Origin of the sequence: Skermanella aerolata KACC 11604 (genome assembly GCF_000936425.1) — a bacterium.
Lineage (GTDB): Bacteria > Pseudomonadota > Alphaproteobacteria > Azospirillales > Azospirillaceae > Skermanella > Skermanella aerolata.
Window position 1 is genome coordinate 134,505 of sequence record NZ_AVFK01000001.1, and the last position, 19,670, is coordinate 154,174.

The 19,670-nt window shown below is 64.5% G+C and carries 16 protein-coding genes; 7 read left to right on the forward strand and 9 right to left on the reverse strand.

Annotation, left to right across the window (positions count from 1 at the left end):
* Window positions 1-39: 39 nt before the first annotated feature.
* The gene (locus tag N826_RS00605) at window positions 40-411 is read left to right on the forward strand and encodes a DUF2155 domain-containing protein (RefSeq protein ID WP_147040073.1); all 372 of its coding nucleotides are present in this window, start codon (window positions 40-42) and stop codon (window positions 409-411) included.
* On the opposite strand, the gene aat is transcribed toward N826_RS00605, so the two are convergent.
* Window positions 381-1,031, reverse strand: a complete 651-nt coding sequence (gene aat, locus N826_RS00610) for a leucyl/phenylalanyl-tRNA--protein transferase (RefSeq protein ID WP_044425393.1) — start codon at window positions 1,029-1,031, stop codon at window positions 381-383. The genes N826_RS00605 and aat overlap by 31 nt on opposite strands.
* 406 nt (window positions 1,032-1,437) lie before the next feature.
* On the opposite strand from aat, the gene N826_RS00615 reads away from it, so the two are divergent.
* From N826_RS00615 to N826_RS00625, 3 genes are all read left to right on the forward strand, one after another.
* The gene (locus N826_RS00615) at window positions 1,438-3,378 is read left to right on the forward strand and encodes a methyl-accepting chemotaxis protein (protein WP_169789268.1); all 1,941 of its coding nucleotides are present in this window, start codon (window positions 1,438-1,440) and stop codon (window positions 3,376-3,378) included.
* Between the two features lie 171 nt (window positions 3,379-3,549).
* Entirely contained in the window at window positions 3,550-5,046 is a 1,497-nt protein-coding gene (locus N826_RS00620; RefSeq protein ID WP_084720379.1) for an ATP-binding protein, read from the forward strand.
* A 131-nt stretch (window positions 5,047-5,177) separates the two neighbouring features.
* On the forward strand, window positions 5,178-5,954 hold the full coding sequence (locus N826_RS00625; protein ID WP_044425396.1) for a CatB-related O-acetyltransferase: 777 nt from the start codon (window positions 5,178-5,180) through the stop codon (window positions 5,952-5,954).
* 18 nt (window positions 5,955-5,972) lie between these two features.
* Here the strand turns inward: N826_RS00625 and accC are convergent, their stop codons facing one another.
* The 5 genes from accC to N826_RS00650 all read right to left on the reverse strand — a co-directional run bounded on the left by accC (window position 5,973) and on the right by N826_RS00650 (window position 9,801).
* A complete protein-coding gene (gene accC, locus N826_RS00630) occupies window positions 5,973-7,313 on the reverse strand; it encodes an acetyl-CoA carboxylase biotin carboxylase subunit (protein WP_044425397.1) in 1,341 nt (446 codons plus the stop codon).
* A 12-nt stretch (window positions 7,314-7,325) separates the two neighbouring features.
* Window positions 7,326-7,781 carry an acetyl-CoA carboxylase biotin carboxyl carrier protein gene (accB, locus tag N826_RS00635; protein WP_044425398.1) on the reverse strand — a complete coding sequence of 152 codons (456 nt, stop codon included), beginning with the start codon at window positions 7,779-7,781 and terminating at the stop codon, window positions 7,326-7,328.
* Between the two features lies 1 nt (window position 7,782).
* On the reverse strand, window positions 7,783-8,247 hold the full coding sequence (gene aroQ / locus N826_RS00640; protein ID WP_084720381.1) for a type II 3-dehydroquinate dehydratase: 465 nt from the start codon (window positions 8,245-8,247) through the stop codon (window positions 7,783-7,785).
* A 157-nt stretch (window positions 8,248-8,404) separates the two neighbouring features.
* Complete coding sequence (locus N826_RS00645) at window positions 8,405-8,896, reverse strand: MarR family winged helix-turn-helix transcriptional regulator (protein WP_044425399.1); 492 nt, start codon at window positions 8,894-8,896, stop codon at window positions 8,405-8,407.
* Between the two features lie 284 nt (window positions 8,897-9,180).
* Window positions 9,181-9,801, reverse strand: coding sequence for an HAD family hydrolase (locus tag N826_RS00650; protein WP_044425400.1), 621 nt, complete (start codon window positions 9,799-9,801; stop codon window positions 9,181-9,183).
* A 130-nt stretch (window positions 9,802-9,931) separates the two neighbouring features.
* Between N826_RS00650 and maiA the strand changes: the two genes are divergently transcribed.
* Window positions 9,932-10,570, forward strand: a complete 639-nt coding sequence (gene maiA, locus N826_RS00655) for a maleylacetoacetate isomerase (RefSeq protein ID WP_044425401.1) — start codon at window positions 9,932-9,934, stop codon at window positions 10,568-10,570.
* Between the two features lie 90 nt (window positions 10,571-10,660).
* Here the strand turns inward: maiA and N826_RS00660 are convergent, their stop codons facing one another.
* Together N826_RS00660 and N826_RS00665 are read right to left on the reverse strand one after the other, a co-directional pair.
* Window positions 10,661-11,416: a DsbA family protein gene (locus N826_RS00660; RefSeq protein WP_044425402.1), complete on the reverse strand. Its 756-nt coding sequence runs from the start codon at window positions 11,414-11,416 to the stop codon at window positions 10,661-10,663.
* A gap of 121 nt (window positions 11,417-11,537) precedes the next feature.
* Complete coding sequence (locus tag N826_RS00665) at window positions 11,538-12,923, reverse strand: M48 family metalloprotease (RefSeq protein ID WP_084720382.1); 1,386 nt, start codon at window positions 12,921-12,923, stop codon at window positions 11,538-11,540.
* Window positions 12,924-12,999: 76 nt separating this feature from the next.
* On the opposite strand from N826_RS00665, the gene N826_RS42725 reads away from it, so the two are divergent.
* Entirely contained in the window at window positions 13,000-14,370 is a 1,371-nt protein-coding gene (locus tag N826_RS42725) for a gamma-glutamyltransferase (RefSeq protein WP_044425403.1), read from the forward strand.
* Between the two features lie 86 nt (window positions 14,371-14,456).
* Window positions 14,457-15,617 carry a pyridoxal phosphate-dependent aminotransferase gene (locus tag N826_RS00675; RefSeq protein WP_169789269.1) on the forward strand — a complete coding sequence of 387 codons (1,161 nt, stop codon included), beginning with the start codon at window positions 14,457-14,459 and terminating at the stop codon, window positions 15,615-15,617.
* 311 nt (window positions 15,618-15,928) lie between these two features.
* On the opposite strand, the gene N826_RS00680 is transcribed toward N826_RS00675, so the two are convergent.
* Window positions 15,929-19,669 (reverse strand): Rne/Rng family ribonuclease, encoded by a 3,741-nt coding sequence (locus tag N826_RS00680; RefSeq protein WP_084720383.1) that lies wholly within the window; start codon window positions 19,667-19,669, stop codon window positions 15,929-15,931.
* Window position 19,670 lies beyond the last annotated feature (1 nt).

Consider the following 19,670-nt stretch of genomic DNA (forward strand, 5'->3'; position numbering starts at 1 on the left):
GGTGAAGTGAGCGCGATGCGGCTTCTTGGCGGTAGGTTCATGGGTTTGGTCCTGGCGCTCGGCATGGGGGCTGCCGCGACCGCGCTTGCCCAATCCGGCGGATCCGAAGGCATGCAAAGCATGCCGGTGGCCGTCTTGCAGGGGTTGGACAAGGTGACGGCGCGGGTGGTGACGCTCGACGTGCCGGTCGGCGACACGGTGACCTTCGGCTCCTTGCGCATCGCGGCGCGGACCTGCCGGAAAGCGTCACCGGTCGAACCGCCCGAATCGGCGGCCTTCCTGGAGATCCAGGAGGCTCGTCCCGACGAGGCGGTGGAGCCCTTGTTCAGCGGCTGGATGTTCGCCTCCAGCCCGGCGCTGTCAGCCCTGGAACACCCTGTCTACGATATCTGGGTAATCGACTGCAAATAGGCGTCGATCACCTCGCCCTCCGAGCCGTTGGTGAAGTCGGGCGTGTATTGGAGCGCCTTGGCAAGCTGGTTCCGGTAGGTCGACCGCGGGATCTCCATCGCTCCGAACTGGCTCAGGTGGGTCGTGACGAACTGCGTGTCGAGCAGCATGAAGCGGTTGTAGCGCAACCGGGCCACGAGGTGGACCAGCGCCACCTTGCTGGCATCGGTCTGGCGGCTGAACATGCTTTCCCCGAAGAACGCGCCGCCGAGCGCCACGCCGTAGAGGCCGCCGACCAGGCGGTCGTTGTGCCATGACTCGACGGAGTGGGCGAAGCCCAGATCGAACAACGTCGAATAGAGCCGCATGATTTCGCTGTTGATCCAGGTCTTCGGCCGAATGTCGGTCGACTCGGCGCAGCCTTGGATGACGGCATCGAAGTCGCTGTCTATGCGGATCTCGAACCGGCCGCTGCGGACCGTTCGCCGGAGCCTGCGCGGCACATGCAGTCCGTCGAGCGGCAGGATGCCGCGCTGCTCCGGATCGAACCAGTAGAGCTCTTCTGATTCGGCGCTTTCCGCCATCGGAAAGATGCCGGCGGCATAGGCCCGCAGCAGAAGCTGTGCCGTCAAACCAGTCATTACGATAGCGCTGCCCTCCAGCCCGGACGAAACCCTCTTGAATGACTATACACTCCGCCCGCGCCATTGGGAGTGGCTGTGGCGGCCGCACATGGACGCCTTGAGCTTTCCGGTTATAGGAGAGCCCGCCAGTCGGACCGAAATATCAACGATTTCTTCATACTTTGCCCACAAGAGTGCGCCCGCTGATTGGATAATAACGATGCTGTCCAGCATGTGTATCCAAGCTCTTCAGAAGAAGACAGTTATGTGACTTTCTTGTTATAGGATTGTGAATGTCATGTCAAACTCGATCGCTATACAAGATAACTCTTCTGAACAGCTAACGGTCACCGATAAAGCATCCAACAACTATGGCAGCATTGCTGAAATGCTGTCGCGGCTTTCTATCGGATCAAGGATCGGCATGTTGATCCTGGTGGCTATCGTAACAGTCGTCGTGACGACGGGGCTATTCCTGCTGGCCGACCGCCGGCTGGACGACGCCGCCAGTGAACTCAGTTCCTACGGCGACCTCGTAGTCCTGGCCGCCTCCCTGGAGCGGCGCGCCGCCGACCTCCAGATCCTTGCCCGCGACTTTATTTGCAACCGGGACGAGGAGGCGGCCACGGCTTTCGGCGATCGGATCGATGAGGCTCTTGGCCTGCTGGACCGCATCGCCCATCACCCCGGCGCCACCCATGTCGGCGCACTGGTGGAAGGCTTGCGGACGAATATTCAGGCGGCAGCCGCCCGCTTCGCCGAGGTCGGCGACACCAGCCGGATCATGGGTCTCGACGAGCGCAGTGGGCTGCGGGGAAAACTTCGCGGTTCGGTAAACGCCATGGAATCGGAACTACGCAAGTGGCCGGTCTCTACGGTTGCGGAAACCTATGTCCGCATGCTGACCATGCGGGTGCTCGAGAAGGACTTTATCCTGTATGGCGACGCCGGCGTCATGGGCGCGCATCGCAAGGCATACCGGGAGTTCGAGTTCGGCCTTATGGGCTCGGGCCTGGACTCCTCCACCCAGCAAACCCTGACCCGGCTGGCCTCCGCCTACCGTGCGGACCTGACGGCGTATGTCGAGAACCAGGTGAAGCTCACCGGCCAGATCCAGACTTTCGATGGGGTGTTGAGCGCTATGCCGGGCCGGTTCGCCCAACTCTTCGGTGCGGCCAGCGCAGGCATGGAGCGTGCCCGGTCCGAGAGGGCCGAGGTCCGGAATGCCACGGGTCGCGCCGGGATCATGATGGGCGCCGTCGTCCTGGTGCTGGCGCTGATGGTGAGCCTGATTCTCGTCCGCAGCATCACCAGGCCGTTGCGCGCGATCGAGGGGGCCATGCAGCGACTCGCGAAAGGGGATCGAACCCGGCCGGTTCCGGGCGCACACCGGCGCGACGAGATCGGCGCCATGGCGCGCGCCATCGAGGTGTTCCGCCGCACTGCGGAGGAGATGGAGAGCCTCAAGGCAGCCGACGAAATCAGGGAGCGTCACCACAAGGAAGCTTTCGCGGCGCGTCTTGCCGGTCTGGCCGCTGCACTCGAGGCGGAGGTGCAGTCGACGGTGACGGCGGTAATGCAGCAGGCGGGCGGAATCGTGGATCTCGCCGAACACATGAAGTCGGCGGCGGCCCGTACCGGAGAGCAGTCTTCCGCGGTGGCGGAAGCGGCGCGGGAGGCGACCGCCGGCGTTCATTCCGTTGCGTCCGCCAGCGAGGAACTGGCGACTACATCGAGTGAGATCCGCAGCCGGATGACTGTGGTCGGCGGCATTATCCGAAGTGCGGCCGACAAAGGAGACGACACCCGCCGTATCGTCACGGCGCTGAACGAAGCGGCACGTGACATCGGCAATGCCGCCGGCCTGATCTCCGACATCGCCGGACAGACCAACATGCTCGCGCTGAACGCCACCATCGAGGCGGCACGGGCAGGCGAATCGGGAAGGGGCTTCTCGGTCGTGGCCGAGGAGGTCAAGATCCTGGCCGCTAGAACCGCACAGGCAACCGGCAGGATCTCCAGCCAGATCGAAGCCGTCCGAAATGCCGCAGCTATGGTAGCGGACCACGTCATCGAAGTTCAGGATGTCGTTCAACGCATCGACGGCATCGCCGAGGCGGTCATCGGTTCGGTTGCTGACCAGGAGGGCGCCACCGAGTCGATAAGCCGGAGCGCCACGATGGCCGCCGATGGCGCCGTCGAAGTGTCGAGGCGGATCACGGCCGTCGCCGAAGATGCCGGCGAAACCAGGAAACTGGCCGACACTATCGACCGGCACGCAGTCCAGGTGTCCGATCAGGTCGGCCGGCTGAAGGATAGGCTGACCGGCCTGCTGGCAGGTCCCTGCGACGTTCCTGCCCAATGATGCGGCTGCCGAAGGACATCGTAAACTTGAGGAATTCACTGTATTTTTCATTAACTGTATGAAAATTAGTTTCATCGTATTTTAAGTAGAATTATCGGGCCGCAGGTTGCGGAAATCGAGATGGGATCGCGTAGCCGGAAGCCGGGGCGCGGAAGGCGGACATGCTGAACTATGGCACCTTTGTTTGATCGCCTTTCCTTCCGCCAAGCTCGCAATACCGTCATAGTGGCGGTGCTGCTCGGCCTTTTCGCCAGCGGCCTCGATCTGGTCGACGATGCGCGGCGTGAACGCACCGTCCAGCGGCGTACGCTGGAGGAAGTCACCGAAATCGTCGCCGAGGCCGCTTCCAAAGCGGCATACGACCTGGATTCGCCTCTGGCGTCGGACGTACTCAAGGGGCTGCTGAGTTATCGCCCGATCTTCCAGGCCAGCATCCACGATGAGTTCGGCGCGCGTCTGGCCGCGCGTGAACGCTCCAAGATCGACAGCAACCTGCGCATGTTTTCCGAATGGCTGTTCGGTGACGAACTGGATCTGTCGGTCCCGCTCTATTACGAGCCGCTGAACCGGCCGCGTCTCCAGATCGGCAGGCTGTCCGTCTCCGTGGACAGCCACATAACGGCGACCGCTTTTCTGGAACGCGCGCGCTCCAACCTGATCAGTGGCCTCTTCCGCAATCTGCTGCTTGGGCTGGTCCTGACGGCCATGTTCCACGTCATGGTGACGAAGCCGATCCTCGCGATCAGCAAGGCTGTATCCAGGATCGAACCGGAGTCGCTGGATGGCTGTCTTATCGAAGTGCCGCGCGGTCATGACGGCGACGAACTTGGCGTGCTGGTCAGCAGGACCAACCATTTCCTGAAAGCCTTCGACGCGTCGCTGCGTGAACGCGCGCGCTATGCCGATGAACTGAGGGGGGCGCTGATCCGCGCCGAAGAGGGCAGCAGGTCGAAGTCACAGTTCCTCTCGACCATGAGCCATGAACTCCGCACGCCACTGAACGCGATCATAGGATTTTCCGAGCTTATCCGGGACGACCCGGCTGCACAGGCCACGGGTGAGGCGCTTGGCGACTACGCTCGCGAAATCCATGGCAGTGGGAGCCAACTTCTCCAGATCATCAACGACCTGCTCGACCTGACCGAAATCGATTCCGGCAACCACGCAATCCACCCGGAGCCGCTGGAAGTGGCTCGCCTGCTCGAAACCTGTGCTCGTATAGTGGCCGGTACGGCCCGGGAGCGTCACCTGCGGCTTACCGTCGATCCGGGACCCGAAGGAACCGCGCTGATCGCCGATGCCCGCGCCGTCCGCCAGATCATCCTGAACCTTCTTTCCAACGCCCTGAAATTCACGCCTGAAGGAGGCTGGGTGACGCTGAGCGGCGGCAGAACCGCTCATGGTGTCGTGCTGGCCGTCGCAGATAACGGGATAGGGATAGATCCCAGCGATATCGCCCGTGTCTGCGAACCCTTCTGGCAGGCGGAACCGGTGCTGTCCCGCCGGTATGGCGGCACAGGCTTGGGAATGCCGCTGGTTCAGGCTCTGGTCGACCTGCATGATGCGCGTTTGAAGATCGACAGCGTTGTCGGTCAAGGAACGCGTGTAACCGTCGAGTTTCCCATGGTATCCCACGTTGCTCACGAAGTAGTCTCATTGTCGAAATAACTCGACGGTATATTCAGGGTTCTTGAGACCAGGATGATTGTGTCTTACTTGTGATCGTATACTGTTTTTAAAGAATGATCTCCAATCATAACCTCGCTATTGACGGGGTTTTGAGCATTTGGAGTGACGTCGTGAGCATCGTAACAATTGATTTTGGTCCCAACCCCACGGCTAAACTGGCGACGTTGGGCCTGAAGCTGCCGCAGACGAAGGGCGTTCTGGCGCTCAACCGGATATCGTTCCTGGAAGGGCCGACCATGGTCCAGGCGCACATCGCCAGCAGGACGATTCTTCAGGTCGGTGCTTTCTGCTCCATCGCCGGCGGTAAGCTCGGTAACGTCAAGATCGGCCGTTACTGCTCGATAGCTCCCGAAGTCATGATCGGGTCGAACGAACACCCGGTCGACTGGCTGACCAGTTCGCGGGTTACCCACGTGGCGGACCTTCACGACTGGGCGCGCTTCGTGGCGCCCGACCGGGTGAACGAGCTGCGCAAGCAGCGCCTGCCGTTCAAGGACTCCTGCAAGATCACGACGATCGGCAACGACGTGTGGATCGGGCAGGGAGTCTTCATCAAGGCCGGCGTCACGATCGGCGACGGCGCGGTCATCGGGGGCCGGTCCGTGGTGGTGAAGGATGTCCCGCCCTACAGCATCGTCGCCGGCACGCCGGCCACCGTGAAACGCCTTCGCTTCCCCGAGAAGATCATCGAGCGGCTGAACTGGCTGCGCTGGTGGCGCTACTCGATCTTCGACCTGTTCGGCCTGCCGTTCGACCGGATCGAGGAGGCGCTCGACGGCATCGAGGAAAAGATCGCCAGCGGAGCCATCAAGGAATACGCGCCGGCCAAGACGACGCCGGACGACTTGGCCAGACTGTTCGAGCCCGTCGCCCTGGCGGCGGAGTGAGGAGCCTGCCGGGAAGGCCTACTTCCCGGCCATCAGGTGCTCCAGCCAGTGGATGTCGTAGTTGCCGTTGATGAAGTTGGGTTCCGCGATGATCCGGCGGTGAAGCGGCAGGCTGGTATCGATACCGCCGATCACGAACTCTTCCAGCGCGCGGCGCAGCCGCATCATGCACTCGTTCCTGGTCGTGCCGTGGACGACCAGCTTGGCGATCAGGCTGTCATAGTAGGGGGGCACGCGGTAACCGTCGTACAGCGCGCTGTCCACCCGGACGCCCAGGCCACCGGGCGCATGGTAGCCGTCGATCTTCCCGGGCGAGGGAAGGAAGGTTTCCGGATGCTCCGCGTTGACCCGGCACTCGATCGCATGGCCGTGGAAACGGATGTCGGACTGGCCGTAACCCAGCGGCGCTCCGGTCGCGACCCGGATCTGCTCCCGGACGAGGTCGATGCCGGTGATCATTTCGGTGATCGTGTGCTCGACCTGAAGGCGGGTGTTCATCTCGATGAAGAAGAACTCGCCGTCCTCGAAAAGGAATTCCATGGTGCCGACGCCACGGTAGCCCAGTTCCGACGTGGTGCGGGCGGCCAGATTGCCGATGAACTCGCGCTGCTCCGCGTTGAGGGCCGGCGAGGGGGCTTCTTCCACCACCTTCTGGTGGCGGCGCTGGACCGAGCAGTCGCGCTCCCCGAAATGGACGGCGTTGCCGTGCATGTCACCGAGCAGCTGGATCTCGATGTGGCGCGGCTTCGACAGGTAGCGCTCCATATAGACCTGATCGTTGCCGAAGGCGGCGCGAGATTCGCCACGGGCAAGCTGATAGGCCTCCCGGAGCTGGTCGGCCGACCATGCCACCTTCATGCCCTTGCCACCGCCGCCGGCCGCCGCCTTGATCAGCACCGGATAGCCGGTATGCTCGGCGACGGCGATAGCCTCTTCCAGCGTTTCGACCGGACCGGGCGAGCCGGGGACCACCGGCAGGCCCAGGTCCAGCACCGTCTTCTTGGCCGTGACCTTGTCGCCCATGATCCGGATATGCTCCGGCGTCGGGCCGATGAAGGTGAAGCCGTGCTCCTCCACCATCTGGGCGAACTGGGCGTTCTCCGACATGAAGCCGATGCCGGGATGGATCGCGTCGGCGCCGGTAATCGTCGCGGCGGTTAGGATCGCCGGTATGTTCAGATAGCTTTCGCGGGCGGACGCCGGTCCGATGCAGACCGCCTCGTCGGCCAGCCTCACATGCATGGCGTCGGCGTCAGCCGTGGAGTGGACCGCGACTGTCTGTATCCCCATCTCGCGGCAGGCGCGGTGGATGCGGAGGGCGATTTCGCCTCGGTTGGCGATCAGAACCTTTTCGAACAATGGGATGGTCCCTTATTCGATAGTCAGGAGGACTTCGCCGAACTCGACCGGCTGGGCATCGCCGACGAGAACCTGGGCGATCGTTCCGGCCTTGGGGGCCTTGATCGGGTTCATCACCTTCATCGCTTCGATGATCAGGACCGTCTGCCCGGCCTTGACCGTGTCGCCGACCCGGACGAAGGGCGGCCCGCCCGGTTCGGACGAGACATAGGCAGTGCCGACCATCGGGGAAGTCAGGGCGCCGGGGTGACTCGACACGCCGAGCGCTGCCGGCGGCGACGTCGTCGCAGCCGCTGCGGAAGCGGCGCCCGCAGCGGGGGCCTGGGCGTAGAACGCCGGGGCCGTGCCGCCCTTGGTGACGCGGATGCGCTTCTCGCCTTCGGCGAACTCGATCTCCGTCAGACCGGTTTCGTCCAGCAGGCCCGCGAGTTTGCGGACCAGATCACCATCGATGTCGAAAGTCGCCATATCAGTTCCCGTTACTCAAATCGGCATCGATCAGCCGCGCCAGCGCGTCCAGTGCGAGCAGATAGCCATGCGCGCCGAAGCCGCAGATGACACCCTTCGCGACAGGCGACACATAGGAATGGTGGCGGAAAGCCTCGCGCCGGAAGACATTGGACAAGTGGACCTCGATCACCGGAAGCTCCGCTACCGAGAGCGCGTCCATAATGGCGATGGAGGTATGCGTATAGGCACCCGCGTTCAGGATGATGCCGTCGTGCTCGCCCCGCGCCTGCTGGATCCAGGAGACCAGCTCGCCCTCCAGGTTGGACTGGCGGAAGTCGATCGCGATGTTCAGGGCTTCCGCCCGTTCCAGGCACAGCGCCTCGATGTCGTCGAGGGTTTCGGTCCCATAGATGGCCGGCTCACGCACGCCCAGCATGTTGAGGTTCGGGCCGTTGAGGACCAGGACTGAGGGCTCGATAGCCACGGTGCGGCTTTCCAGACTGCGGTTACGATGCCGCGTTTATAGCACGCGATGCCGGTAGGGCAATGCCCGTGGCTGGATGGCGGCAGGCGCGGACGGCGGGGTGCGGTGCACCTACGCCGCAACCTCCTGCCGCCGGCGTCCCGTCCCTTCCGCCGGCCTAATCCTCTTCCGGAGAACCGTGAAGCTCGCGCGCGCGGCTGTAGAGCCGGGAAAGCATGTCGTTGAGCCGGCAGTTCTCCTCCCCCGTCAGGGACCCCAGCAGGTTCGCCTGGAGATTGACGGCCAGCGGCACGATCTGGTCATGGATGCCGCGTCCCTTGGAAGTCAGCGTCAGGACCGAGCGGCGGCGGTCGAGTGCGTCGATGCCGCGGTCGACCAGCCCGTTGTCGACGGCGCGTGCGACGGCGCGGCTGACCTGCACCTTGTCCATCGCGGTCCGGTCGCAGACCGCATTGGCCGATAGCGGGCCGAAGCGGGCGAGTACCGCCATGATGCGCCACTCCGCCACCGTCAGGCCGAAACGCTGTTCGTACAGGCGCGCCAGCGTCCGGCTTACGAGGTTGGACAGCACGGAGAGGCGATAGGGCAGATAGTCTTCCAGCACCAGCGAGGAAGGGGGCGGCGAAGTCATCGGTTCGCGCTCGTCCATCTCAAGCCTTCCATCCGGGAGGCCTCCGTGCGCAATGCTCAGGTCGGCAGGATGAGCAGTCATGGGAAAATCCTTTGCCAAGGTTTCACCGGCAGCGGGCACGTGGTCAAAAAAGCCTTGGCATCCGTCTCCCAACCGGGAGAAAGGAGTCCGGATGCATCTGAAATTATTGCTCCTATATAACATTATGCCTCAAACTGCCGGCCAATTGAACATAATTGGCGTGGTTTCACGTGACATTCCGACAAAATCTTATCAAGCGGAGCCGGCTCCCGCTCTACGGACTACAACAGCCCGTAGCTGGCGAGATCACCGCGCAGGGTATCGGCGTCGACGAACCGGACGGCATGCATGCCGACGGCGCGGGCAGCCTCCACATTCCGCTCGACGTCGTCGATGAACAGGGTGTCCTCCGCGCGGAGATCGTGTTGGTCGAGCAGACGGCGGTAAATCGCCGCATCCGGCTTCAGCAATCCGACTTCACCGGAGACCACAATGCCGTCGAAGGCGTTCAGTTCCTCGAAGCGCCGACGGGCGCGGGCAAGCTTGTCCACGGAGAAATTGGTGATGCAGTAGACCGGAATTCCGGCACGCTTCAGTTCCCATAGAAGATCGGCGGTTCCCGGAATGGGGCCGGCAACCATCTCATCCCATTTCAGGTCATACGCGGCAATCAGTTCAGCCATTTCAGGGTGCCGGGCGGCGAGGTCTTCCACCGCCTCCTTCCAGGGACGTCCCGCGTCCTGCTGAAGATTCCAGTCCATCGTGCAGACGGTCTCGAGGAAATGCTCCATGGCGGTGGTATCTTCCGAGAACAGCTTGCGGTACAGGTATCGTGGGTTCCAGTCGATCAGCACACCGCCGATATCGAACACGACGATGCTGGGGTCGGCGAATCTCGGCATTGTGGAAACCCTTGTGGTAATGAGGGGTGCGACCGCGCGTTCAGGTGCGGCGGTGACGCGGATGGGGCATACCTAAACAAATGCGCGGGCGGGGGCCATCCCGTTAACGCGCGAGAGCGGAGTGTCGTGAATGAAACTTTTTGGTTATTACAGGTCGTCGGCAGCCTTCCGTGTCCGGATCGCATTGAACCTCAAGGGGATTCAGGTCGACCATCATTTCGTCCATCTCCGCAAGGGTGAGCAGTCGGCACCGGAATACGGCGCGTTGAACCCGCAGGGGCTCATCCCCCTCGTGCTCGACGGACCGCACGTCCTGACCCAGTCGCTCGCCATCATAGAGTACCTTGAGGAAACCCAGCCGGAGCCGGCTGTTCTGCCCAAGACTCCGCTGGAGCGCGCCCGTGTCCGGGCCATCGCGCAGTCCATCGCCAGCGACATCCATCCGCTGAACAATCTGCGGGTGCTGCGCTACCTCGTCGGTCCTCTCAAGGCATCGGACGAGGCCAAGAACGACTGGTACCGCCACTGGGTGGTCGAGGGCCTGACGGCTCTGGAACAGACGCTGACCCCGGCGGCGGGTACCGGAAAGTTCTGCCATGGCGACACGCCGACGCTCGCCGATATCTGCCTGGTTCCGCAGATCTACAACGCCGAGCGGGCCGATATCGACCTGTCGCCGTTCCCGCGGATCATGGCGGTCGTCGGCGCCTGCCGCGAACTTCGCGCCTTCCAGGATGCCGATCCGGCCAAGCAGGCGGACGCGGAGTAAGACTTCGCCCTGCCGAGCTGAAGAAAAGGCGCCGGACGGGAAGGTCCGGCGCCTTTTTCCGTTAACGGATGATTCGTCGGTGGACGGCGGTCAGCCGGCGCGGCCGGACGCGATCAGTTCCTTGAGCTTGTCCAGGCTGACCGCGCCGGGAACGATCTGGTCGCCTACCACGAAGGCCGGCGTGCCGCGAATGTTCAGTTCGCTGGCGAGGCGCAGGTTGCGCTGAAGCGCTTCGCTGATTTCCGGCGCCTGCATGTCTTTCTTCAACTGGTCCAGATCGAGCCCCGCCGACGTGGCGATCCGGAAGATCTTGTCGTCGTCGAGCTGGCCTCGATTCTCCATCAGCGCGACATGAAGCGCGTCGTACTTGCCCTGCTTCCGAGCGGCGAGAGCCGCGCGCGACGCGGTGATGGAGGCCGGTCCCAGGATGGGGAACTCCTTGTAGACCAGCCGGATCTTGGTATCGCTGTCGATCAGGCGGCGGACATCCGCATGGACGGCCTTGCAGTAGCCGCACTGGTAGTCGAAGAACTCCACCAGCGTCACGTCGCCCTTGGGGTTTCCCAGGACCGGCGAGGCCGGGTTCTTGAAAAGTTCGTCCTGACGCGAGACGAGCGCCTGGCGCTGGGCCTCCGCCTCCGCCGCTTCCTGCTTCTTCTGATAAGCATTCAGCGAGTCGATCAGGACTTCAGGATGGGCCATCAGGTAGTCCTTGACGATCTGCTCGATGGCTGCCTTGTCGGGCGTGCTCTGCTGCGCCGACGCTGGCGACAACGGCGCCGCGCAAGCGACGGCCAGTACGGCGGCAGCGGCGAAAGTACGGATCGAACGGGCGGGGCGCTGCATCTGGAGTCTCTCCGATAAAGGATGCCGGCACGATGTCAAAGCGGACGGCCGGCGGCAAGCCCCGGCTGGTGCCCGGCACGACAAATGACGCCGATGTGATCGAGGATGGCGGCGTCCGGCGTCAGCGCTTGGGCGGCCGGTCGGTCGCCGTCCGGATGTCCTGGGCACGAATCCAGCCCGGCGATCCGGTCGGCAACTCGTGCTCCGCCTTCTCCGCGTGGAAACGGGCGACGCCGCGGTCGCCGCGCGCCATCGCCTCCTCCGCCAGTGCGTAGGACAGCATGCCCTGCTGGTTCTGCCGGCCATAGACAGTCGCGATCAGCCGCCATGTGAAGGGCGTGCGAGGCTCCTCCTCGGCAGCGACCTTGAGGTTCCGGAGCGCTTCGTCCAGTACCCGGTCGTCGTTGGACTCGATCAGGGCATGGGCCAGCGAACTGCGCAGCAGGGCCGAGTCGGGCAGAAGTTCCACCGAGCGCCGGTACGGCGGGATCGCTTCGGCGACGCGGCTGTTCTCCAGCAAGACCTGACCTTTCAGCTCATGGAAGAAGGGGTTGTTCGGCTCCTCCTTGATCAACTGGTCGATCATGGGGAGCGCCTGCCTGATGTCGCCGCGCTGGTAGAGGGCTATCGCACGTCCATAGCGTGCCGGCAGTGCGGTATCGGATTCTCGGAAACGGTGGAGGGCGATCTGGGGCTGCACGAAACCCAGCAGCTTCGCGCGCATCCGTGCATGCATGTCGTCATAGCTGGCCGGCAACGGCTTGTCGGAGACCCTGGAATGCTCGACGTGGTAGCGCACGCTCTCGATGCGGTCGAGGGTCAGCGGATGGGTGCGGACGAAGGCGTCCTGCCTGTCGGTCGGGCGAAGGTCCTGGTTGCCAAGCTTTTCCAGGAAGTTCAGCAGCCCTCGTGCCGAGATGCCGGCCTGATCCATATAGCCGAGCGCTGCCTGATCGGCGGTGCTTTCCTGCGCCCTGCTATACGCCAGATAGGAGCGGCGCGCCATTTCCGTGCCGCCTCCCAGGATGGCGGCGCCGGCACCGGCCTCCCCGGTGGCGAGGGCGGCGCCGAGTCCGAGAAGCGCGCTGAGGATGGCCTGGGCCGAGGCACCTTCCATCGCTTCCTGTGAGCGGATCAGGTGGCCGCCGGCAATATGGCCTATTTCGTGGGCGATGACGCCGATCAGCTCGCCGGGGCTCTCGCTTTCCAGCAGCAGCCCGGTGTGGATGAACAGGTTCATGCCGCCGGCCACGAAGGCGTTCAGCGAGGCGTCCTTCACCAGCGCGATTTCGACGCTGTCGCCGTTGATGCCCGAGACTTCGAAGATTGGCTCCGCGTAAGTGCGGATGATATGTTCGATCTCGGCGTCACGGATGAACTGGAGGCGCCGCTGCTGCTGCTGCGCTTCCGCAGGTGCAGCCGACATACCCACCATTGCCACGGCTGCAAAAGCCACGGCCAGGATACGAACCTTGACCACCAGTTTCCGCGGTAAACGCAAAGCCATGCTTTCTCCCACACGCCGATTGCCGGCCAGTCGCCTAGCTTATACGCAAATCTGGCAACGGTTGGGCATTTTTACCATGGCCGCGGCAGCACTTGCCGGTTGCGCGTTCAATCAGCCGGTGCGAGTTGGAGCCCATCAGGTCAATGCCGGCATCGCCGCCGACGAGCCGCGCGCGGCTGCGATCGGCCGCGATATACTGTCGCAGGGCGGCAATGCGGTGGATGCCGCTACAGCCATGGCGCTGGCGATGTCCGTCACGCTGCCGACCCGCGTCGGCCTGGGCGGCGGCGGCGTCTGCGTCGTCCATGACGCGACCAGCAGCCAAACCCGCACGCTCGATTTCCTGCCGCATTCCGCTACCGGCAGCGACGACGCCGGTGTCGCGGTGCCCGGTCTGGTGCGCGGCATGGCCGCGCTGCATGCGGCCCACGGCAAGATGCGGTGGGAGCAGTTGATCGCTCCGGCGGAGGCAAAGGCGCGATTCGATACCCAGATCTCGCGGGCGCTGGCTCGCGACCTCCAGGTCTTCGGCGGCATCGCGGGTGAGGATCAGGCGGCCAAGGCCGTGTTCCTGCCGACCGGCGCCACCCCGCCGGCCGAAGGGCAGAGCCTTCAGCAGAACGATCTGGCTACTGTCCTGTCGCAGCTTCGGCAGCGCGGGGCCGGCGCCTTCTACAGCGGCCAGTTGGGCGAGAAGATCGCGGCCGGACTGGGGATCGATCCCGGGAAGCTGAGCGGCTATCAGGCGCAATGGCGGCAGACCGACGATGTGCAGCATGGCAACGACGTGATGCGTTTCGCCAGCGTGCCGCACGGTGCTCCGGCCGCCGGAGCGCTGCGGGACGCGACGTCAGCGCCGGATGGCCGGCGCAATGCCGGACTGATCAAGGCCCTGGAGAAGGTCGAACCGGAAGGGCCGCCGACCGCCGGTCTGGTCAGCTTCGACCAGTTCGGTCAGGCCGTCGCCTGCACCTTCTCGCTTGGCGGGCCGTTCGGTACCGGCAAGATGATTCCGGGCACCGGGATCATGCAGGCGAAGGCGACCGGAGCGCGGGGCGTCGGCGGTCCGGCCATCATGGTCAACCCAAGCCTCAACCACCCGCTGTTCGCTGGCAACGCCGGGTTGATCGGTGTCGGCGTGGGCGAGGAAGGGGCGGGCGCCGCACCGGCGGCACTCGTCAATGTCGCCCTGAGAGTGCTGGAGCAGGGCATGAGCGCTCAGGAAGCCGTTGCGGCTCCCCGGCTGGCACCCGATCCCGCCGGCGGCACGCTGATCGAGGAAACCGCCGAACGTTCCGCCGCGGGTGTCGAGGGCGAGATCTACAGCGTGCAGGCTCTTGGACGGGTCAATCTGGTCAGCTGCAAGGTCGACCGCAGCACCGGAGGCAGGTCCTGCGCCGCCGCTACCGATCCTCGCGGATTCGGCCTCGCCTATACCATCGACTAGGACGGCTTGGGAACGGGGAGCCTTGGCGAGCGCCAAGGCTTTCCGAAGTTCGGTTCAGGTTTACTGTTTTAATGTCAGGTCAGGCTATGTCTCTGAAAGTCGCCAAACGGGGCGCGATCTCCCCGTTCATCGTCATGGAAGTCATGCGGGCCGCGGCGGAGCGCGAAGCCGCTGGCGGCGACGTGCTTCATCTGGAGGTCGGGCAGCCATCCTCCAGAGCGCCGGCAGCCGTGATCGCGGCGGCGAAACGGGCTCTCGACGGCGACCGTCTTGGTTACACCGACGCCCTCGGCATTCCGCCGCTGCGTGCCGCGATCTCCCGATTCTATCATGACCGCTACGGTATCGTGGTGCCGGAGCGAAGGGTCGTGGTCACGACCGGTTCATCCGCCGGCTTTCTGCTGGGTTTCCTGGCGGCATTCGAACCCGGCGACCGGGTGGCGATGGCGGCCCCCAGCTATCCGGCTTACCGTAACATCCTGACCGCGCTGGGCGTGACGCCGGTGGAAATGCTGGCCGGCCCGGAGTCGCGCTTTCAGCCGACCGTCGAACACCTGGAGAACCTGGGGCATCCGGTCGAAGGACTGATCATCGCCAGCCCGTCCAACCCGGCCGGGACCATGCTTCGGGCGGACGAATTGCGGCGGCTGGCCGCTTACTGCCAGCAGAAGGGTATCCGGCTGGTCTCCGACGAAATCTACCATGGCATCAGCTATGAGGAGACGGCGGCCTCGGCACTGGCGGTGACGGAGCAGGCGCTGGTGATAAACAGCTTCTCCAAATACTTCTCGATGACGGGATGGCGCTTGGGCTGGATGGTGGTGCCCGACGATCTGTTGCGATCCATCGAATGCCTCAGCCAGAACCTGTTCATCTCTCCGCCGAGCTTGTCCCAGCATGCCGCCTGCGCCGCGTTCGACTGCACGGAGGAATTGGACGCCAATGTCGAGCGCTATGCGCAGAATCGGGCGCTGTTGCTGGAAGAGCTTCCGAAAGCCGGTTTCGACAGCCTGGCCCCGGCCGATGGCGCCTTCTACATCTATGCCGACATATCGGCGATGACGGACGACAGCGAAGCCTTCTGCCGGCGCATGCTGGTGGAAACCGGCATCGCAGCCACTCCGGGAGTGGATTTCGACCCGCAGCGCGGCCATCACTTCATGCGGTTCTCCTTCGCCGGGGCGACCGCCGATATGGCCGAAGCGGCAAGGCGGCTGAAGACTTGGCGCAGTACCGGCGGCATGTGATTTTGATTAAGAGAGTCGGGTAGTTCCGGCTCGTCGAGATCGTGCTTGTCGGGCTGAAGAGGCCCGACATCGACATCATAACCCAGCCACGCTCGACACCAGATATGAGCTTAATACCGGGAGCCGAAGAGTTTGACCGGTGGTCGGCAAGTGTTGGGCCACGGCCCAACCTACGAAGCAGGAGCCTGTAGGTTGGGCCGTGGCCCAACAAACACCTTCCACACAGGTCGATGTACTCGGCTCCTGGTATAAGGAGAAGCCGGGGTCATAGCCCCGGCTTCTCCTTACCTCAACCCTACGTCAGCCGGCGATCAGCCCCGGCTCCACCAGCCGCGGCGCGGCGGAGCTGCAGGCTGGCTCTCCGAATCTTCCTGATTCTCCGCAGCAGGTTCCGCAGCCTGCTCCGACTCCGGCGGCAGGTCCGGTTCCGGGGCCGGCTCGACCGGGCCGGGAGCTACGTCCATGAACAGGTCGTCGCCGGCGCTCGGCTCCTGAGGCAGCGGCGCCGGGACCGGCTCGGGAATCTGCTCCGACGGAGCGGGTTCCGCAGGCGCCGGTTCGGCCGCGACCGGGGCAGGGGCTGCCTCGGCTGCGGGCTCGACGACCTTCTTCTTGCGCGGCGCACGCTTGGCCTTCGGCTTGGCCGCAGGAGCCTCAGGTGCCGGTTCGGCTACGACCGGGGCAGGGGCTGCCTCGGCTGCGGGCTCGACCACCTTCTTCTTGCGCGGCGCACGCTTGGCCTTCGGCTTGGCCGGAGGAACCTCGGGTGCGGCTTCCGGAGCGGTCACTTCCGCGACGACGTCCGCCGGAATGGCCGGCTCGCCGACCGTGACGGGTTCGATCGACGCTGGTTCGATCGACGCTGGTTCGATCGTCTCAGCCGCGGCCGGCAGGGGTTCGGGTTCGGGCACAGGCGCCGGTTCCGGTGCTGGCACCGGTCTCGCTTCCAGTTTCTCTACCTGAGTCGGCTGCTGAGCGACCGGCTCGGGCTGCGATTCGGGCTGAGGTTCTGCCGGCGTGTGCAGCGGCGGCAGGTCGAGGTCCTCGAACGGATCGCCGAGATCGTCGATATAGACGGGAACGTTGACCGGTTCGGCAGCCGCAGGAGGGGCCTCGGATGCAGGCTCCACCGCGACCGGTGCAGGCTGGCCATCCTCCGACGGCTGCTCGCCGTCCTCGGCGTAGCCATTGTCGAACTCGCCGTCCAGCCGGCCGCGACCGCGCCTGCGTCCACCGCGCTTGCCGCGGCGGCGCTTCTTGCGGAGACCGTTGGCGTCGGTTTCGAACGCCTGGCCGTTCTCACCCTCTTCGCCTTCGTCACCTTCCTCGCCATCATCCTCGAAGGATGCATCGGCTTCGATCTGTTCGGGCGTAAGGTCCTCGCTGCCCTCTTCGGCCTGATCCTCGGAGGTTTCGTCCCGGTCTTCCTCGCCCTGCTCGTCGGTCCGGGCTTCCGGACGGTCGTCGAAACGGCGGCGGCGGCGCGACCGGCGGCGGCGGCGGTCGCCGCGTTCGTCCGTCTGTTCCGACGTGGCTGTAGCTGCGGCAACCGGAGCGGCAGGTTCGGCAACCTCCGCAACGGGTTCCGGCACGTCTTCGGCATCGTCTTCCTCGGCCTCCGCCTCGCGTTCGAGCAGGCGGTCGGTCTCGGCGAAGATCCGTTCGGTGTTGATGATCGGCGAGATCTCCTCGCCGGCCTGACGCGCCTTGATCCGCTCCAGACGGTATTCCGGCGGGATCAGCGTGTCGTCGCCGAACAGGAAGACGCGGAAACTATAGCGGCGCTCGATATCGGCGAGGGCGTCGCGCTTCTGGTTGAGGATATACAGCGCAATTTTGGTCGCGACATGGACCGTGATCTCGCTGGAGCGCTTGCGGATGCCTTCTTCCTCGATCGCCCGCAGGACATAGAGGGCGGCGGACTCGATCGAGCGGATCATGCCGGTGCCGGCGCAGTGCGGGCACTTCTCGAAGTTGGTTTCCATCAGGCTGGGGCGCAGCCGCTGACGCGACAGTTCCAGCAGTCCGAAGGGGGAGATGCGGCCGACCTGGATGCGCGCCCGATCGTTCTTCATCGCCTCCTTGATGCGGCGCTCAACCGACGCGTTGTTGCGCGCGTCTTCCATATCGATGAAGTCGATGACGATCAGACCGGCAAGGTCGCGCAGGCGGAGCTGGCGGGCGATCTCGTCGGCGGCTTCCAGGTTGGTCTTGTGCGCAGTCTCCTCGATGTTCCTTTCGCGGGTCGAGCGCCCGGAATTGACATCGATGGCGACCAGAGCTTCGGTCTGGTTGATGACGATGTAGCCGCCCGACTTCAATTGGCAGACGGGGCTATGGATCGCATCGATCTGCGTTTCCACCTGATAGCGGAAGAACAGCGGGATCGTCTCGTCGCGGTAAAGCTGGACCTTGCGGGTGTGGCTCGGCATCAGCATGTGCATGAAGTCGCGGGCGACGCGGAATCCGTTCTCGCCCTCGACATGCACTTCGTCGATGTCGTTGGTGTAGAGGTCGCGGATCGAGCGCTTGATCAGGTTGGCTTCTTCATAGATCAGCGCCGGCGCGCTCGACTGGAGCGTCAGGTCGCGGATGCTGTCCCACAGCCTGAGCAGGTATTCCAGGTCGCGCTTGATCTCCGGCTTCGTCCGCTCCATCCCCGCCGTGCGCAGGATGACCGCCATGCCTTCCGGGATGTCGAGATCCGACATCATTTCCTTCAGGCGCTTGCGGTCCTGCGGGTTGGTGATCTTGCGGGAAATGCCGCCACCCCGCCCGGTGTTGGGCATCAGGACGCAATAGCGGCCGGGCAGCGACAGGTATGTCGTCAACGCCGCACCCTTGTTGCCGCGCTCTTCCTTGACGACCTGGACCAGCAGGATCTGCCGGCGCTTGATGACTTCCTGGATCTTGTAGCTGCGCAGCGGACGCGGACGCCGGCGCTGGGCGTCGTCCGCCTCGTCGCCGCCGAGGTCGTCCACCGATCCGCCTTCGGCCTCGTTCCGGCTGCGGTCCGCGCGGCGGTGGCGGCGCGAGCCGTCGTCTTCATGGTCGTTCTCGGTATTCTCGCGGTCCTCGACGCTGTCGGACCGGTGCCGCCCGCCCTCGATAGAGGCGTCTTCGCTTACGGCCGGTTCGGTTCCGGCACCCAGCTCGGCGGCCGGTGCGGCCGGCGCTGATCCGGGCACCGGATGGATGACGGCCTCCACCGGGGCATCGAAGCGCGGCGCATCGTAGGAGGGGTGGCCCGCGTCGCTGTCCGACGGTTCGTAAGGTTCGCTCCGCTCGTCCCGCGGCAGGTTGGCGGGCTGATAGGTCGTCGGCTTGTCGCCGCCGTCACCGTTCTCGTCCGGACCGGCGTTCCCGCCATTGTCCTGGCCATCATCCTGATTGCCGCTGTCCTGAGCCGCTCCATCCTGGGATTGGGGCTCCTCCGGAGGGTTGGCTTCCGGTGCCGGCTCGTCGGGGGCGAACCAATCCAAGGGAACGTCGCCGATGTCGGGCTGGGGAGCCGGCTCGTGGTAGGGAGCCTGTCCGGCGGGGCCGCTCTCGTAAGGCGGCTGTTCGCCAGCGCCGGGGATGCCGGCTTGCGGCTCTTCGGCTACCGGCTCGTTCTGCTGGCCGGGCCGGTCTTGGCCGGAGTGCGACCCTGCGCCGCCGTTGTCGTCGCCGCGCGGGCCGCCCCGGAAGGAGCGGCGCTGGTTGCGGCCGGGGCGGGGATCGCCCATCTCCACATCGCCGCCGGCGCTTTCCTCGCGCTCTTCCAGGTCGCGTTCCTGGGCGAGCAGCGCTTCGCGGTCGGCGACCGGAATGCGGTAGTAATCGGGGTGGATTTCGGAGAAGGCCAGGAAACCATGACGGTTGCCGCCATATTCGACGAAGGCCGCCTGGAGCGAAGGCTCCACCCGCGTGACCTTGGCGAGATATATGTTGCCTTTTAACTGCTTCTTGCTGGCGATTTCGAAGTCGAGTTCGTCCAACTTGTTACCATTGACCACGACAACCCGAGTCTCCTCGGCATGTGTCGCGTCAATCAGCATGCGCTTTGCCATA

What these genes read in the sequence shown, in the direction of transcription:
- N826_RS00665 (WP_084720382.1), bottom strand. Translation starts at nt 12,923, where the DNA reads ATGGCTTTGCGTTTACCGCGGAAACTGGTGGTCAAGGTTCGTATCCTG.
- maiA (WP_044425401.1), top strand. Translation starts at nt 9,932, where the DNA reads ATGAAACTTTTTGGTTATTACAGGTCGTCGGCAGCCTTCCGTGTCCGG.
- N826_RS00645 (WP_044425399.1), bottom strand. Translation starts at nt 8,896, where the DNA reads ATGGACGAGCGCGAACCGATGACTTCGCCGCCCCCTTCCTCGCTGGTG.
- N826_RS42725 (WP_044425403.1), top strand. Translation starts at nt 13,000, where the DNA reads ATGGCCGCGGCAGCACTTGCCGGTTGCGCGTTCAATCAGCCGGTGCGA.
- N826_RS00620 (WP_084720379.1), top strand. Translation starts at nt 3,550, where the DNA reads ATGGCACCTTTGTTTGATCGCCTTTCCTTCCGCCAAGCTCGCAATACC.
- N826_RS00660 (WP_044425402.1), bottom strand. Translation starts at nt 11,416, where the DNA reads ATGCAGCGCCCCGCCCGTTCGATCCGTACTTTCGCCGCTGCCGCCGTA.
- accB (WP_044425398.1), bottom strand. Translation starts at nt 7,781, where the DNA reads ATGGCGACTTTCGACATCGATGGTGATCTGGTCCGCAAACTCGCGGGC.
- N826_RS00650 (WP_044425400.1), bottom strand. Translation starts at nt 9,801, where the DNA reads ATGCCGAGATTCGCCGACCCCAGCATCGTCGTGTTCGATATCGGCGGT.
- N826_RS00680 (WP_084720383.1), bottom strand. Translation starts at nt 19,669, where the DNA reads ATGGCAAAGCGCATGCTGATTGACGCGACACATGCCGAGGAGACTCGG.
- aat (WP_044425393.1), bottom strand. Translation starts at nt 1,031, where the DNA reads ATGACTGGTTTGACGGCACAGCTTCTGCTGCGGGCCTATGCCGCCGGC.
- N826_RS00615 (WP_169789268.1), top strand. Translation starts at nt 1,438, where the DNA reads ATGTTGATCCTGGTGGCTATCGTAACAGTCGTCGTGACGACGGGGCTA.
- N826_RS00675 (WP_169789269.1), top strand. Translation starts at nt 14,457, where the DNA reads ATGTCTCTGAAAGTCGCCAAACGGGGCGCGATCTCCCCGTTCATCGTC.
- N826_RS00605 (WP_147040073.1), top strand. Translation starts at nt 40, where the DNA reads ATGGGTTTGGTCCTGGCGCTCGGCATGGGGGCTGCCGCGACCGCGCTT.